The sequence below is a fragment of the Anaerofilum hominis genome (assembly GCF_014287275.1).
GTDB lineage: Bacteria > Bacillota > Clostridia > Oscillospirales > Ruminococcaceae > Pygmaiobacter > Pygmaiobacter hominis.
The window spans coordinates 127,453-142,857 of sequence record NZ_JACONZ010000003.1 but is presented as its reverse complement, the minus strand read 5'-3'; the positions used below and the strand labels follow the sequence as shown (position 1 = coordinate 142,857).

14 protein-coding genes are annotated in these 15,405 nt (G+C 65.0%); all 14 read right to left on the bottom strand.

Features of this window, described 5'->3' with window-relative positions; translation table 11 throughout:
- Positions 1-10: 10 nt before the first annotated feature.
- Positions 11-1,189 (bottom strand): MFS transporter, encoded by a 1,179-nt coding sequence (locus tag H8S23_RS09205; RefSeq protein WP_186888050.1) that lies wholly within the window; start codon positions 1,187-1,189, stop codon positions 11-13.
- Between the two features lie 124 nt (positions 1,190-1,313).
- The gene (gene aspS / locus H8S23_RS09200; RefSeq protein ID WP_186888049.1) at positions 1,314-3,113 is read right to left on the bottom strand and encodes an aspartate--tRNA ligase; all 1,800 of its coding nucleotides are present in this window, start codon (positions 3,111-3,113) and stop codon (positions 1,314-1,316) included.
- 78 nt (positions 3,114-3,191) lie between these two features.
- Positions 3,192-4,466, bottom strand: a complete 1,275-nt coding sequence (gene hisS, locus H8S23_RS09195; protein WP_186888048.1) for a histidine--tRNA ligase — start codon at positions 4,464-4,466, stop codon at positions 3,192-3,194.
- A 234-nt stretch (positions 4,467-4,700) separates the two neighbouring features.
- Complete coding sequence (locus H8S23_RS09190; protein WP_186888047.1) at positions 4,701-5,504, bottom strand: hypothetical protein; 804 nt, start codon at positions 5,502-5,504, stop codon at positions 4,701-4,703.
- Between the two features lie 270 nt (positions 5,505-5,774).
- Positions 5,775-6,179 carry a methylglyoxal synthase gene (mgsA, locus tag H8S23_RS09185; protein ID WP_186888046.1) on the bottom strand — a complete coding sequence of 135 codons (405 nt, stop codon included), beginning with the start codon at positions 6,177-6,179 and terminating at the stop codon, positions 5,775-5,777.
- Between the two features lie 69 nt (positions 6,180-6,248).
- Positions 6,249-6,998 carry a nucleotide-binding protein gene (locus H8S23_RS09180; RefSeq protein ID WP_341479912.1) on the bottom strand — a complete coding sequence of 250 codons (750 nt, stop codon included), beginning with the start codon at positions 6,996-6,998 and terminating at the stop codon, positions 6,249-6,251.
- 143 nt (positions 6,999-7,141) lie between these two features.
- The gene (locus H8S23_RS09175; protein ID WP_186888045.1) at positions 7,142-9,208 is read right to left on the bottom strand and encodes a penicillin-binding transpeptidase domain-containing protein; all 2,067 of its coding nucleotides are present in this window, start codon (positions 9,206-9,208) and stop codon (positions 7,142-7,144) included.
- 58 nt (positions 9,209-9,266) lie between these two features.
- Positions 9,267-9,788, bottom strand: a complete 522-nt coding sequence (locus H8S23_RS09170) for a rod shape-determining protein MreD (protein ID WP_186888044.1) — start codon at positions 9,786-9,788, stop codon at positions 9,267-9,269.
- A gap of 11 nt (positions 9,789-9,799) precedes the next feature.
- Positions 9,800-10,633, bottom strand: a complete 834-nt coding sequence (gene mreC, locus H8S23_RS14195; RefSeq protein WP_186888043.1) for a rod shape-determining protein MreC — start codon at positions 10,631-10,633, stop codon at positions 9,800-9,802.
- Positions 10,634-10,755: 122 nt separating this feature from the next.
- Entirely contained in the window at positions 10,756-11,772 is a 1,017-nt protein-coding gene (gene mreB / locus H8S23_RS09160) for a rod shape-determining protein (RefSeq protein WP_186888042.1), read from the bottom strand.
- A 194-nt stretch (positions 11,773-11,966) separates the two neighbouring features.
- On the bottom strand, positions 11,967-13,340 hold the full coding sequence (locus tag H8S23_RS09155) for an MATE family efflux transporter (protein ID WP_186888041.1): 1,374 nt from the start codon (positions 13,338-13,340) through the stop codon (positions 11,967-11,969).
- Between the two features lie 78 nt (positions 13,341-13,418).
- Positions 13,419-13,976, bottom strand: coding sequence for a Maf family protein (locus H8S23_RS09150; RefSeq protein ID WP_186888040.1), 558 nt, complete (start codon positions 13,974-13,976; stop codon positions 13,419-13,421).
- Between the two features lie 171 nt (positions 13,977-14,147).
- Complete coding sequence (locus tag H8S23_RS09145; RefSeq protein WP_186888039.1) at positions 14,148-14,408, bottom strand: DUF4321 domain-containing protein; 261 nt, start codon at positions 14,406-14,408, stop codon at positions 14,148-14,150.
- Positions 14,409-14,421: 13 nt separating this feature from the next.
- Positions 14,422-14,871 carry a dUTP diphosphatase gene (dut, locus tag H8S23_RS09140; protein WP_186888038.1) on the bottom strand — a complete coding sequence of 150 codons (450 nt, stop codon included), beginning with the start codon at positions 14,869-14,871 and terminating at the stop codon, positions 14,422-14,424.
- Positions 14,872-15,405: the final 534 nt, after the last annotated feature.

Below are 15,405 nucleotides of genomic sequence, written 5' to 3'. Positions count from 1 at the left end.
CGCAGGCGGCTCACAGCCGTTTCCCCTGCGTTGGCTTTAAAAAGATCAGCACCACAAACCCGGCCGCGGACGCGGCGATGGCGGTGATGTGCCGGGGCAGCGGGCCGCCGAAGCTGTTTGCCAGCAGCGAAAAAGCCACGCTGCCAAGGCTCATGCCCAAAGCCAGAAAACCGTAATTGACCCCGGCGTTTTTATAGCCGTACAGGTCGGTGCCGATGGCCGGGATCACCGCCGCCTCGCCGGAATAGCAAAAGGTCAGCGCCGTGTAAGCGGCGATCACCCACCAGCCGCCCGCAAAGATGAAGCACAAAGAGAGCACCGCCAGCGCGCCGAACAGGATCATATCGGTGGCGCGGCGGCCGATCTTGTCCGAGAGCAGCGGCATCAGCAGCCGCCCCGCGGCGCTGCCGATGCTGCCGATGATGATGGAGAGCAGGGCCGTGCGCTCATCCAGCCCCCGCTGCTGCCCCAGCTCCACGATAATGGGGGAAAACAGCAGCACCGCCGGGGTGGCAAGCGCCACCACCGAAAACATCATGTAGTACTGGGGGGTCTTGAGCATCTGCCGGACGCTGTAATCCCTGAGCTGTTTCTGGTTTTTGGGCATCTTGATCTGTTTGGGGTCCACCAGCAGCACGCAGGCCGCGCCGCAGCAAACCGCGATGATGCCGCCGAGGGCCAAAAACGCGCCCCGGATGCCAAACAGGTCGATGAGCCAGCGCCCCAGCAGGGTCAGCACCGCGCCGGACAGGCCCACCGCCCCGCCGATAACGCCGGTGGCCAGGCCCTTGCGGTCCGCGTACCACTTCTGCGCCGTGCTCATGACGCTGGGGTACAAAAAGGCGCAGCCCAGCCCCACCAGCACCGAAAAACTGCCGAAGATCAGCCAGGCGGCCTCCTGCGGCACCAGGCCGGAAAGCGCAAACCCGCCCGCCAGCAGCAGGGTGCCCACGATGCCCGCCGTCCGCGGGCCGGCCTTGTCCTGCAGTTTGCCGCCCAGGATGCAGCCGATGCCGAAGAAAGCGATGGTAAAGGCAAAGATCATACTGCCACCGCTCTCTGAGAAGCCGTAGCCCTCGCAGACCGATTTCTGAAACACTCCCCAGGCTGCGGGCACGCCGGTAAAGACCTGGATCACCACCCCCGCCGCCAGGATGCTCCATTTGTGTTTTGCGACAAAATTCCCCATTGCGCTGCTCCTCTCAAAGCCGCCGGGCGGCTTTATGTAAGAGCGTGCAATGGGGATCCTCTGTCTATGGATGAAAGAGGCGCGCGGCGGCCTCTCTCCGGCAGGACGGCGCCCTGCCGGCCGGTCAGTCTTCTTTGGCCTCTTTCAGGTCCAGGGCGATCGACAGCTCCCGCAGCTGCTTTTCCTCCACCGTCTCGGGGCAGCCGCTCATCGGCTCGCCCGCGTTCTGCACTTTGGGGAAAGCGATCACGTCGCGGATGGAATCCTTTTTCAGCATCAGCATGACCAGACGGTCAAAGCCAAAGGCCATGCCGCCGTGGGGAGGCGCGCCGTAGCGGTAGGCGTCGGTCAAAAAGCCGAAGCTCTCCCGCGCGCGCTCTTCGGTAAAGCCCAGGGCTTTCAGCATGCGGTTCTGCAGGGCCGGGTCGTTGATGCGCATCGAGCCGCCGCCCACCTCGCAGCCGTTGAGCACCATGTCGTAGGCGCGGGCGCGCACGCTGCCCGGGTCGGTCTCCACCTTGTCCAGGTCCTCTTCGTTGGGCAGCGTGAACGGGTGGTGTTTGGCCATAAAGCGGCCCTCCTCCTCTGAGTACTCAAAGAAGGGGAAGTCGGTGACCCAGAGGAAATTGAACTTGTCCGGGTCGATGAGGCCGTATTTTTTGGCGATCTCCAGGCGCAGCGCGCCCAGGGCCGCAAAGACCACGTCGTTTTTGGCGTCCGCCACCGCCAGCAGCACGTCGCCGGTCTCCACACCGGCGGCTGCGCGCAGCGCCGCTTTCTCTTCCGGGGCGAGAAATTTTTCAAAGCTGGAGGTCTCGCTCTCGGCCGTACAGCGGATATAAGCCAGGCCCTTGGCGCCGTAGGTCTTTGCCACCTCCGCCAGTTTGTCGATCTCCTTGCGGGACATTTTGTCCGCCATGCCCTTGACGTTGATGCAGCGCACGCTGCCGCCCGCCTCCAGCGCGCCGGTGAACACGCCGAAGCCGCATCCGCGCACCGCGTCCGAGACGTCCTGCAGCTCCAGCCCAAAACGGGTGTCCGGCTTGTCTGAGCCAAAACGCGCCATCGCCTCTGCGTAGGGCATGCGCGGGAAAGGCGTCTCCACCTCAACATCCAGTATTTCCTTGAAAAGCTTTTTTATGAGCCCCTCGTTCATGGTCTCGATGTCCTCCTCTTCCACAAAGGACATCTCCATATCCACCTGGGTAAACTCCGGCTGGCGGTCGGCGCGCAGGTCCTCGTCGCGGAAGCAGCGCACGATCTGGAAATAGCGGTCAAAGCCGGAGAGCATCAAAATCTGTTTGTAGAGCTGGGGCGACTGGGGCAGCGCGTAAAAATGGCCCGGCTGCACCCGGCTGGGCACCAGATAATCCCGCGCGCCCTCGGGCGTGGATTTGATGAGCATCGGGGTCTCGATCTCGCAGAAATGGTTGTCGCAGTAATAGTTGCGGATGAGCTGGGCGATCTTTGAGCGCAGCACGATGGGCCGGTGCATGCCCTCCCGCCGCAGGTCCAGATAGCGGTATTTCAGCCGCAGCTCGTCCTTGACCTTTACCTCGTCCCGCACCTCGAAAGGCGGGGTCTCCGCCTCGCTGAGCAGCCTCAGCTCGGTGACATACAGCTCGATCTCGCCGGTGGCCAGCGCCTTGTTGACGCTCTCCCGGCGGCGCAGCAGGCCCTGCGCCATGACCACGTACTCGCTTTTCAGCGACGCGGCTTTGGCGAACACCTGCTTGTCGGTGCCGTCGTCAAAGGCCAGCTGCAGGATGCCGGTGGTATCCCGCAGGTCGGCAAAGATCACACCGCCCAGATCGCGGCTTTTGGCGATGGAGCCGGCCACCGTCACGGTGTCGCCCACCCGCGCCGGGGTAAGCTCGCCGCAATAGTCGGTGCGGCGCAGAGTTCCCATTTTTTCCAGTGCCATAGCTTGTCCGTTCCTCTCATTGAGCCCCCGGCAGCCCGGGGTTATTTCCGGCGGCCGCACGGCCGTGCCGGGGATGGGTCAAAACAGCTGTTCCCACTCTGCCGGGCCGCTCTGCGCCAGCTGGTCCAGCGCGATCTCGGCCTCGGCGCCGTCGCTCATCCGCTTGAGCCGGGCCCTGCCCGCGGCGACCTCGTCGTCGCCCAGCACCACCGTGTAGCGGGCGCCCGTCTTGTTGGCGTATTTCATCTGCGGCTTGAGCCCCCGGCCCATCACGTCGGTCTCCGCCCAAAGGCCCTTGGCCCGCAGGCCTGCGGCCACCCGCTCGGCCAGCAGCCGCGCAGGCGCGCCCATATTGCACAGGTACAGGTCCGGCACGCGGTCGGCGGGAAACGCCGCGCCCTCTGCCTCCAGTACCATCAGCAGCCGTTCCAGCCCCATGCCGAAGCCGATGCCCGGCATGGGCTTGCCGCCCAGCTGCTCCACCAGGCCGTCGTAGCGGCCGCCGCCGCAGACCACGCCCTGCGCGCCCGCGCCGGTGTGGACGAACTCAAATACGGTGCGGGTGTAATAGTCCAGCCCGCGCACGATAGTCGGGTTTTCCACATAAGGGATCCCGATGTTGTCCAGGCCCTGCTTCACCGCGGCGAAGTGCTCCCTGCACTCCCCGCACAAAAATTCCGGCATCAGCGGCGCGCCCTGCGCCACTGCCGCGCAGGACGGGCACTTGCAGTCCAAAATGCGCAGCGGGTTGCGGTCCAGCCGCTCTTTGCAGGTGTCGCAGAGCTCGTCCAGATGGAGGCGGAAATAGCTTTTCAGCGCCTCATGATAGCGGGGGCGGCAGGCCGGGCAGCCGATGGAGTTGAGCTGCAGCTGCACCGACCGGATGCCCACATTGGCGATGCAGGCCGCGGCCGTGGCCACCACCTGCACGTCCGCCTCGGGGGCGGCGGCGCCGAACATCTCGATGCCCAGCTGGTGGAACTCGCGCAGGCGCCCGGACTGCGGCTTTTCATAGCGGAAACAGCTCTGCAGGTAAAACGCCCGCACCGGCAGCGCTTCGGCCAGCAGGCCGTGCTCCAAAATGGCCCGCACCGTGTTGGCCGTGCCCTCCGGGCGCAGCGTGATGCTGCGGCCGCCCTTGTCGTTGAAGGTGTACATCTCTTTGCCCACCACGTCGGTGGTCTCGCCCACGCCCCGGCTGAACAGCTCGGTGGCCTCAAAGGTGGGCAGCCGGATCTCTTTATAGCCAAAGGCCGCAACGGTGTTTTTGAGCACCGACTCCAGATACTGCCACCGATAGCTCTCGGCGGGCAGCACGTCTTTCGTGCCCTTTTGGGCGGTGATCTTTTCCATGTTTCCTCCTGTCCCAGCCCCGGCGCCAAAGGCGCTCTGCGCCCCCAAAACGCGTCTGTGCCGGCCGGCCCGCGGGGGGCCCTTTCTCGTTTTCGATACCGTTTTAGTGTACCGCAGCGGCTGGTGATTGTCAATGTTTTCGGCTTTGCAGCGCCGTTTGCGGCGCTGCGGGGCGAGGGGGGCAGGCGGCGGCGCGGCGCGGTATGCCCGGGCGGCGCTGCGCAGGGTGTCCCCTCAGCCCCGGCGCTGAAAGCGGTGGGCGCACAGGCCGCAGAGGTCTTTCAGGTCCACCAGCCCCGTGAACTCGCTGCGGCTGCCCCGGCGCAGCCCCCGCTCCAGCAAAAATCCGTCCATCTCGGCCACCGCGTCCTCGGGCACATAGGGGCCGTAGGTGACCTGCAGCTGTTCCAGGCAGCGCTGGGGCAGGGGCAGGACCAGGGCGCGGCAGTCCGGCAGGTCCTGCACCGAGAGAAAGGCCCTGCACTCCTGCTCATACTTCCAGGCGTAATGCTTGACCCCCGCGGGCAGGGCCTCGTGCAGCGCGCGGACCGTGTGTTTTTGCAGCAGCTTTTTGTTGGAGGACGCGTTCCAGTAAAGGCCCACCCGGTCCCGGCCCATATAGGCCACGTCCCGGGCAAAGACGGGCACTTCTTTTACCTCCCGGCCGCCGCCCGCCTCCCGCACCGTGTGGACGCCGGACAGCCATTCCCGCCAGGCCCTGCCCGGAAACGTGATGCGCACCCCCTCGTCCCGGGGGATGGAGTACAGCCCCCACATGGCCATGTTCTCGCTGTTGATAAAAGTGAAGCAGGCGAAATAAAGGCTTTGCCTGCAGCGGGCCGGGATGCGCCGGTACTCCTCGCCGTCGTTCATCCCGTCGGGGCGGCAAAAGTGCCAGGCGCCGCTTTCCACGATCTTTTTGAGGGTGGTCAGGGTGGTGTACTGGCTCAGGGTGCGGTGCGCCGCCGCCCTGCCCTCCAGAAAAGCCGACAGCTGCCCCGGCGTCTCCAGATCCGCAAATTTTTTTACCGTCTCCATCTTTTCCTCCTCCGCCGCTTCCCCGCCGCTGTTCCGTCCGCCCCGCGCCGCACGCGCACCAAAAAACGCGGTGCGCGGCTCGACCGTGCGAGCCGCCGTCCCGTCCCGCCTGCCCGCGCGTATAAAAAAAGCGGGCAGCGAAGCCAACCAGGAAACAGCCGCGTCCCGCCCCGCCTGCCCGCGCGTATAAAAAACCTCCCCGCACAGCGCTCTGTGCAGGGAGGCTCGCCGTCTCTTCTCCGCCGCCCCTGCGGGGCCGTGCGGAAAAGATCACATCTTGGGGTTGACGATATTCCGCCAGTCCAGATCGCCGCGCTCCAGGCCGTGGATCAGCACCTCCGCCGTGGCGATATTGGTGGCCACGGGGATATTGTGCACATCGCACAGCCGCAGCAGGTTCAGCTCGTTGGGCTCGTGCGGCTTCGCCGAGATGGGGTCGCGGAAAAAGAGCAGCAGGTCGATCTCATTGCAGGCGATGCGGGCCGCGATCTGCTGGTCGCCGCCATGGCTGCCCGGCAGAAAGCGTTGGATCGACAGGCCGGTGGCCTCCCCCACCAGCTTACCGGTGGTGCCGGTGGCCACCAGATTGTGCTGGCTGAGCACCCTGCAGTAAGCGATGCAGAACTGCACCATCAGTTCTTTTTTAGAATCATGCGCGATGAGGGCGATATTCATCTGCTCTTACCTCCATTATATGATGAGGATCGCGGCCGCAGGGCCGCGTCAAACGCAAATCACTGCCGCCTAGCGCACCGCCAGCGGCACCTCCTCGCCGAGAATGCGCCGGGCGATATTGTCCAGCGCCGCAAAAGCAAGGATATTTTCCGGTAGCGGCCCTCCGCAGGCCGCGGCCGCGGCCAGCTCGGCGCTTTGCGGCACCACCCCGATGAGCTGCGCGCCCACCGTGTCGATGCACTCGTCCAGGTCCTTTACCGGGTTTTTGGCAAAGGGGCCCACGCTGACCCGGTTGATGACCAGCCGCACCGAGGGCAGCCCGGCGGCAAACAGCTCGTCAGCGACGATGCGGCCGTCCCGCATGGTGACCGTGTCGGGCGTGATGACCACCAAACCCATACCCGCCACCGACTTCGCGGCCAAAAAGGGCGCGCCCAGCCCGGCGGCGGTGTCCAGCAGCACGATGTCAAAACATCCGGACATCTTGCCCGCCAGAACACGCAGCGCCCCTGCGCGGATCTCGCCGCCGCTGTAGGGGGCGCTGACCACCGAGAGGCCCGGGTAAAGCGGGCTTTCGACCACCGCTTTGTCCGCCTCGCAGCGGCCGGAGAGGATGTCCTCGATATCGTAGACCGTTTTGCCGCAGACCCCTGCGATGATGTCCACGCTGCGCAGGCCGGAGTCCAGCTCTACCAGCAGCACCCGCGCGCCGTGGGCGGCCAGGCGCGCGCCGAGATAAACGGACAGCGTGCTTTTGCCGGTGCCGCCCTTGCCGGAGGCTACCATGAGGACCTTACCCGTCTGTATCCGCCCCTTCACCGCGTTTTCTCTGCAGTACGAAAAAGTGTCACAAACGACGCGATTTCGATACAGATTCATTATATCATACCAAAATCCACAGCACAACAATAAAATTGTGCCAAAATCCCGTCATATTGCCGGTTTTATGAAAGCTTTTTTGCTCAGGGCAGCAGTGCGCCGGAGGCCACCGGGGCGCTGTTCTGGTTTTTGTCCACATAGTAAGCGTCAAAAACGTCCCGCACCGCGCGGGCCAGCTGATAGCCGTTGCCGGCCACCTCGGCCACGGCGCTGACAGCCAGCTCCGGCTCTTCAACGGGGCCGTAGGCCACGATGGTGGCGTTGTATTCTTTCTTACCGTACTTGTCTCTTTTCCCGTTCTCCGCCGTGCCGGTCTTGCTGGCGATGTGGTACTGGTAATCCGCCAAAAACTGCCGGGCGGTGCCCACCTTGCTGGCCAGCAGCATGCCCTGCTCCACCTCGTCAAAGGCTGCGGCCACCGCGGCGGGGTCGCCCTCCACTTTGGCCTCCACGGTGACGGGGGTCTCCTCGATCAGCTCGTCAAAGTTATAGCTGCGCACGGCAGCCACCAGGTGGGTGCGGTAGCGGGTGCCGCTGTTGGCGATGGCCGCCCCGTAGGTGGCCAGCTGCACCGGGGTCACCTGGGTGTCCATCTGGCCGATGGCCGCCTGCACCACGTTGCCCTGCTGCCAGTCCTCCCCGGTCATGGTCTCGTGATACTCCGGGGTGGACAGGTTGCCGCCCGACTCGCCGATCTCCAGGCCGGTCTTCTGCCCCAGGCCCAGGGTGGAGGCCATCCCGTTAAAGGTGTCCAGCCCCAGCCGCCGGCCCAGGTCGTAAAAATAGATGTTGCAGGAATCCTGCAGGGCGGTGCGGACGTTCTCGTTGCCGTGGACGTGGGTGCATTCGGGCCGGAAGTCCGAGTTTGCCCAATAGGTGTAGACGCCGCCGCAGCGATAGGTGTAGTCGGGCGTGACGGTGCCGGTGAGCAGCCCCGACGCGCCCACCGCGCACTTAAAGGTGGAGCCGGGACGGTAAAGGCCGGTGAACGCCCGGTTGATCAGCGGCCGCAGCGGGTCCTCCAGGTAGGAGTTGTAGCCCGCCGAGGTCTGGTAAACGTTCAGGTCGTAGCTGGGATAGGTGGCCGCGGCCAGCACGCCGCCGGTCTTTACGTCCAGCACCACCAGCGAGGCGCCCTCCGGCTCGCCCTCCCGATTGGCGGCCGCAGCCGCTTTCAGGGCCACGACCTGGTTTTCCAGGATCTTCTGGCACTCCGCCTGCAGGCTTTTGTCCACCGTGAGCACCACGGTGTCGCCGGGCACCGGCTCCACCACGGTGGTGGCCACCACGCTGCCGGTGCGGGTGATCTCGATCTGCATCTGCCCGTCGGTGCCCTTGAGGGTGCTCTCGTAGGCCAGCTCGATGCCGCTTTTGCCCACCAGATCGTTCATCTTGTAGTTTTTCTGGTTTTTGTAGGTGCTCTCCCACTCCTCGGCATAGATCTTGCCGATGGTGCCCACGATGTGGGGCATGAGGGTGGGGTCGGTGTAGACCCGCACTGTGCCCTCGGCCACATAGACGCCGGGCAGGTCCAGGTTGTTCTCCTTGACGGTGGACACGGTCTTGAGCGACACGTCGGTGGCCAGCACAAAGGGGGTGACGTTGCTGTACTCCTCGTGCTGCATCTGATACCGGATGCCCGCCAGCGTGCGCTGGTACTCCTGCGGCAGGTCGGCCAGCCCGTAAGTTTCCAGCATCTTGTCGTAGACGTTCTGGGCCGTGGCGTACTGGGCCAGCCCCAGGGCGGTCTTCATCCGCGCCACGTCCGCGTCCCGCCCCTCGACAAACTCATAGGGGGCGGTATGGGTCAGCGGCGCGTCGTCGTTCCACTCCTCGCCGTTCTCGCTCAGGGTGTCCACCATGCGCATCAGCGTGTCGTTGAGCTGGTCGTCCGGCAGCAGCGCGCGGATGAGCCACAGGTTATAGGCCGCCCGGTTGGTCGCGATGGCCCGGCCGTACCGGTCCACGATCTCGCCCCGGGCGGCGGGCAGCGGCACGGTGATCATGGTGGTGGAGGTGGCCTGATCCAGATATTCGGCGCCATCCACGATCTGCAGCTGGAAGAGTTTGACCGCAAAGACGCAGAACACCAGCGCCACCAGCGACAAGAGAATGATCGCCCTTTTTTTGAAATGTCCCTGCTGTTTCATTGGGGCTGCGCCCTCCTTTCTGTGCCGCCCCCGGCCGCCGCGGCCAGGGTGCGGGCGGTCAATCCCCGGGAACGAATTTTTCCGCTATCCTGCGCGTCAGCAGCCAGGGGGCAAAGGTGACCGCCGCCGAGAACACGACCACCGGCAGGATGCGGGTGAGATACAGCCTGCCCAGCCCGCTGTACCCGTGCAGCAGGTATCCAAACAGGAAATCCGCGCTGCACATCAGCAGCATGACGCCCCCGGTGAGCAGCGAGACGTTGAGGATGGTGCCGCGCAGGTAAAGCGTCACCGAGACGGCGCACACAAAGCAGAGGATCATCAGCTGAATGGCAAAAAAACCGCCGGTGCGGCCCGAGGCGATGTCCCACATCAGCCCCGCCGCCGCACCGTAGAGGGCGCCGGTGAACGCCCCCTCGAACACCCCGATGCACAGCGCCAGCGGCACCAGCAGCACCGGCTTGATCCCCCCAAAGCTGAGAAAGCCCGGCGTGGTCTGCAGCACATAGGCCGCCAGCAGGCTCAGGGCGTAGCAGAGATGCCGCGCCACCTGGATGAGCATCCGTTTTCTCGCGTCCATGCCCCGCCCTCCTACTCGCTGAACTCGGTGATGACCATCACCATCTTGACGCTCTCGATGTCCTCATAGGGGTCCACCACCGCAAACATCGACTTGCCGCTGGCCTCGGGCAGCACGTCGGCCACCCGGCCCACCGCCAGCCCCTTGGGGAAAGCGCCCCCCTCGTTGGTGGTGATGACCTCGTCGCCCGCGGAGGCCATGGTGTCCCGGGGCAGCAGGGTCATGGCGCACTGGCGGCTCTGTGAAAGGGTCACGTCCCCGCCCACCAGGCCGATGTCCCCGGTGCGGCTGGTCATGCAGCTGATAAAGACGTTGGGGTCCAGGATGGTGGCCACCTTGGCATAGTTGGGGCCCACCTCGATCACCCGCCCCACCACACCCTTGGCCGTGATGACGCAGTCTTTCACCTTTACGCCGTGCCGTTCGCCCTTGTCGATGGTGAACGAGTAATACTTCTCCAGCGGGTCGCGGCCGATGACGTTGGCGTTGACGATCTGGCGGTCGGGATACTCCTCTTTCATTTCCCAGGCCTCGCGCAGCTGCTCGTTTTCCCGCTTCATGATATCGTAATCCACCAGCTGTTCGCGCAGCTCGGCGTTTTCCCGCTGCAGCTGCTCGTTTTCCTCAATGATCGAGTCGATGCGGATGTACTTGTCGACAAAGCCCTCCGCCGCGCCGGAGATGGCGGAGGAAAGCCGCTGAAAGGGCACCGCGATGGCGCCCAGCAGCTCCTGCGGGGCGGCGGAAAGCCGGCCGTTGGCCGCGGCGTAGGTCATCACGCCGGCCAGCAGCACCAACACCCCGACCAGGATCTTGAATTTGAGGGAAGAGAAAAAATCTTTCACGCGGTCTCGGCCTCATCTCGTTGAAAATAGAAAAACAGCTTCCCGCCGCAGCGGGCAAGTACCACAAAAGCGGCAGAGGGCGGGTGGCCCCGCCCCTTCTGCCGCTTTTTACATTCTCCGGATCAGAATTTGCGCTCAGCGTCGGCCACGACCTCCGCCAGCAGGTCCATATTGTCCAGCACCAGGCCGGCGCCGGTCGCCACGCAGTCCAGCGGCGTCTCGGCCACATGCACGTCGATGCCCGTATAGCTGCCCACCAGCTCATCCAGGCCGCGCAGCAGCGCGCCGCCGCCCGTGAGGGTGATGCCGTGGTCGATGATATCCGCCGCCAGCTCGGGAGGGGTCCGCTCCAGCGTCTCCTTGATGGCGTCGATGATGCGCTGCAGCGGCTCGTCCAGCGCCTCGCGGATCTCCTCGCTGTGCACGGTGATGTTTTTGGGCAGGCCGTCCACCAGATTGCGGCCCTTGATGTCCAGGCTGCTCTCTTCCTCCAGCTTGTAGGCGGAGCCGACTTCGATCTTGATCAGCTCGGCCGTGCGCTCGCCGATGAGCAGGTTGTACTTGCGCTTGATGTAGGCGATGATGGCGGTGTCGAAAGCGTCGCCGCCCACCCGCACGCTGCGGGAGGCCACGATGCCGCCCAGGCTGATGACGGCCACCTCGCTGGTGCCGCCGCCGATGTCCACCACCATGCTGCCGGTGGCCTCCGACACGGGCAGGCCCGCGCCGATGGCGGCGGCCATCGGCTCTTCGATGACCATGACCTGCCGGGCCCCCGCCTTGAGGCTGGCCTCGCGCACGGCGCGCCGCTCCACCTCGGTGACGCCGGACGGGATGCAGATGACCACCCGCGGGCGGCTGAACATGCTGCTGCCGCAGGCCTTTTTGATGAAGATCTGCAGCATGCTGGAGGCGATGTCAAAGTCGGCGATGACCCCCTCTTTCAGGGGACGCACGGCGATGATGCTGCCCGGGGTGCGGCCGATGACCTCTTTTGCCTCATGTCCCACATACCGCACCGTGTCGGTCTTGGTGTCCACCGCGACCACGCTGGGCTCGCGCATGATGATGCCCTTGCCTTTCATATAGACCAGGGTGTTCGCAGTGCCCAGGTCGATCCCGATATCCTTGTTAAACATCTTTCCAGCTCCCCATCCTTTATCTTATCCGGCTGCTCCGGGGCCGGCAGACCCGGTCCGGATGCGTTTTTTACTATTGTAGGCCGTTTGGTCCCATAACAGTATTATTATAACCGCAGTACCGCGTTTTCTCAATAAAAACAAGGAAATTTAACAAATTCTTCCGATTCTTGCCCCGCGGCGGGGGCGCGGGGTCAGTTTTCCCGCGTGAGCACCCGCACCCACCTGCCGCTTTTGACCCGGGCCAGCCCGATAAATGTCTTGACGATATTGTCCGAGCGCAGCAGGATAAAGACCACCGGCGCGCTCCAGTGCAGCACAAAGGCCCCCAGCACGCCCAGCGGGATCGCCACCGCCCACAGCAGGCCGCAGTCCAGCAAAAAGGTGGTGCGCACGTCGCCGCCGCCCCGCAGCACCCCCACCACCAGGTTGGAGGACACCGCCTGAAAGGCGCTCATCACGGCCATCAGGATGAGGAAGGTGTCGGCAAGGCCGCGGGTCTGCTCGGTGACGGCGAACAGGCCGAGGATCGCCCCCCTGCCCAGCAGCAGGATCACGGTGCAGATCAGGCTCAGCACCCCGCTGAGCAGCAGGGTGCTCCAGGCGGCGCGCTGGGCGTCCTCCGCCCGGCCCTCGCCGATGATGCGGCCGATGGTGACGGCGGTGGCGTTGCTCATGCCGAAGATGAACACCGTCACCATCTGGTTCACCGTATTGGCGATGCCGTAAGCCGCCACAAAGCCCGCGCCCATGCGGCCCATGATCATGTTCAGCACCGAAAAGCCCACGCCCCACAGCAGCTCGTTGCTGATGACCGGCACGCTGTTTTTGACAAAATCGCCCAGCAGGCCCCCGGTGGAGCCGAACAGGGTGGCCGGGGTGAAGCGCACTTTTTTCTCCACAAAGAGCATGTAGAGCACCACCAGCACGCACTCGGTGCCGCGGGCGATCAGGGTGCCCACCGCCGCGCCGCGCACCCCCAGCGCGGGGAAGCCCAGATTGCCGAAGATGAAGCACCAGTTGAAAAAGACGTTGACAAAAAAGCTGAGCCCGTACACCACCATGCTCACCTTGACCTGTTCCACCGCCCTCAGGCACATGATATAGCAGTTGGAAAAGGAGTACAGCACAAAGCTCAGCGCCAGGATGCGCAGATATTCTGCGCCGGTGCGGATGACCTGGGGCTCGGGGGTGTAGATGGACAGGATGCCCTGCGAAAAGAACAGGCAGGCCAGGCAGAACAGGCCCGAGGCGGCCAGCGCGCCCCGCAGCGTGATGGTGAAGAGCTGGCGGATGCGGGCCATGTCCCGCCGGCCCCAGTACTGCGCAATGAGCACCGAGGCGCCGCTTGCCAGGCCGAAGCCCAGCACGTTGAGGATCATAAAGGGCTGGCCGCCCAGATTCGCCGCGGCGATGGCGACGTCTCCCAGCTGGCCCAGCATCACGGTATCCATCATATTGACGCCCAGGCTGATGACGTTCTGCAGGGCGATGGGCAGCGTGATGGCGACCAGGCTTTTATAAAAGGCCGGGTCGCTGTAAAGATAACGGGAAAGGACGGATCTCATATGGCGTTTCAATTCTCTCTTTCTTCTGATTCTTTTCGTCCTGCCGCACGCTTTTTCCGCGGGTGCGGCGGCGCCGGTTCAGCCCAGCGCGTCCAGCCGCCGCAGCAGCTGGTAAAGGGAGGATACCGGCAGGCCCATGACGTTGAAATAGCAGCCCTCGACACGGGTGACGAACCGCGCGGCCCCGCCCTGGATGGCGTACGCCCCGGCCTTGTCGTACGGCTCGCCGGTAGCCGCATAGGCGGCGATCTCGTCCTCCTCCAGCGGGGCAAAAAAGACCTTGCTGGTCTCCACAAAGCCGTGGGCCAGCCCGTCTTTCAGCGCGCAGACGCCGGTGTGCACATAGTGCCAGCGGCCGGAATAGGCACGCAGCATGGCCTCGGCCCCGGCCCGGTCCGCAGGCTTGCCCAGCACCCGGCCGTCCAGATCCACCACAGTGTCGCAGCCCAGCACCACGTCCCCGGGCCGGGCAGCCGCAGCCCGGGCTTTTGCTTCGGCCAGCGCCGCCACCAGTGCCCGCGGGGTGGGCGCGCTGACGGCGCGCTCGTCGATCTCACTGGGGGCGACCTCAAAGTCGGGCGTGATGAGCTGCAGCAGCTCGCGCCTGCGCGGGCTGCCGGAAGCAAGAATCAGCATGAAATGCGTCTCTCCTTTTGTTTCAACGATTTTCTCCCGGGAAATGCTACAGGGCGGCAGGGACAAAAGAAAAAAGAGGGGGGAGAAAGCAGGCCGCAGCGCGGCTTTTCCCGCGGCCGGGCGGGCCGCTGCCCTTTCTCTCTTCCTCTTCCCCCCGCCCTGCGCGGGCGCTCACCGCACCCGGGTGCGGTTGTAGATGAACATCGCCAGCGCGATGCAGATGATCTGCGCCACGCTGACCCCGATGGAAAAGCCGAAATAGAGCTTAAAGACGATCAGGTCCAGGCAGGCGGGGTCGCCCGCCGCAAAACCGATGGAGCCGCTGTAGGCCAGCCAGGACAGGAACGGCACCCCGGCGCAGAGATTCGCCAGCAGCGAGCCCACGATGATGCCCGCCAGCAGGTAAAACAGAAAGAAAAAGTTCTTTTTCATCCGTTTGTCCCCCTCACAGCCGCCCGGTGGAGCCGAGGCCGCCCTCGCCGCGCTGGGTCTCGCCCAGCTCTTCCGCGGCCGTAAAGACCGCTTCCGCCACCGGCAGCACCGCCAGCTGGGCGATGCGCTCGCCGTTCTGCACGGTGTAGTCCTCGTCCGACAGGTTCACCAGGCCCACCCGCAGTTCGCCCCGGTAATCGGAATCGATGACCCCCACCGAGTTGGACAGGGTGACGCCCTTTTTGATGCCCAGGCCGCTGCGGGCAAACACCAGCGCCACATAGCCCGGGCCGGGCAGCTCGATGGCGATGCCGGTGGACAGCACGGCCCGCCCGTGGGCGGGCAGCAGCACACCCTGCGGCGGGCAGAGGGCGCACAGGTCCGCGGCCGCGCTGCCGGGGGTCGCCCGCTGCGGCAGCTTTGCCGCGGGGTCAAGCAGTTTTACTTTTACATTGCACTCCATAGTCTCTCTCCTTGTCTCTTTGTGGCCCCGCCGGCGCGTTGTGGCCTCGCCGGCGCGCGCCGTCCGGCCCGCCTTTTTTCCGCCGCGCCTCCCAAACCGCGCGGCAGAGCCGCGCCGCAAAGGGTGAATGGTGCGGGCCGCGGGGCGAAACATGCCGCGGCGGGGCTGCGCCGCAAAAGGCGAAACGCCCCCCGCCGTTTTTGCCGCCCCAGTGGGAAGATAAGGCGCGCCGCCGGGGCCTGGTCCCGGGCAGGGAAATCAGGGCAGCGGCTCATGACCCCGGTGCAGGGCTGGAGGGCAAACCCGCGCCTGCCGGGGACGGATATCTCCCGGCCTCTGTCCGCCCGGCATCCCAAACCGCGCGGCAGGGCTGCGCCGCAAAGGGTGAAAGGTCGGGGCCGCGGGGCGAAATGTGCCGCGACAGAGCTGTGCCGCGCGGAGAAGCCAGCGAAAAGCGGGCTGCCCGTGCAGCTCCGGCGCGGTCGGCGCGGCGCCGCCTTTGGGGATGGCAGCGCGCCGTCAGCGGGCAAACCC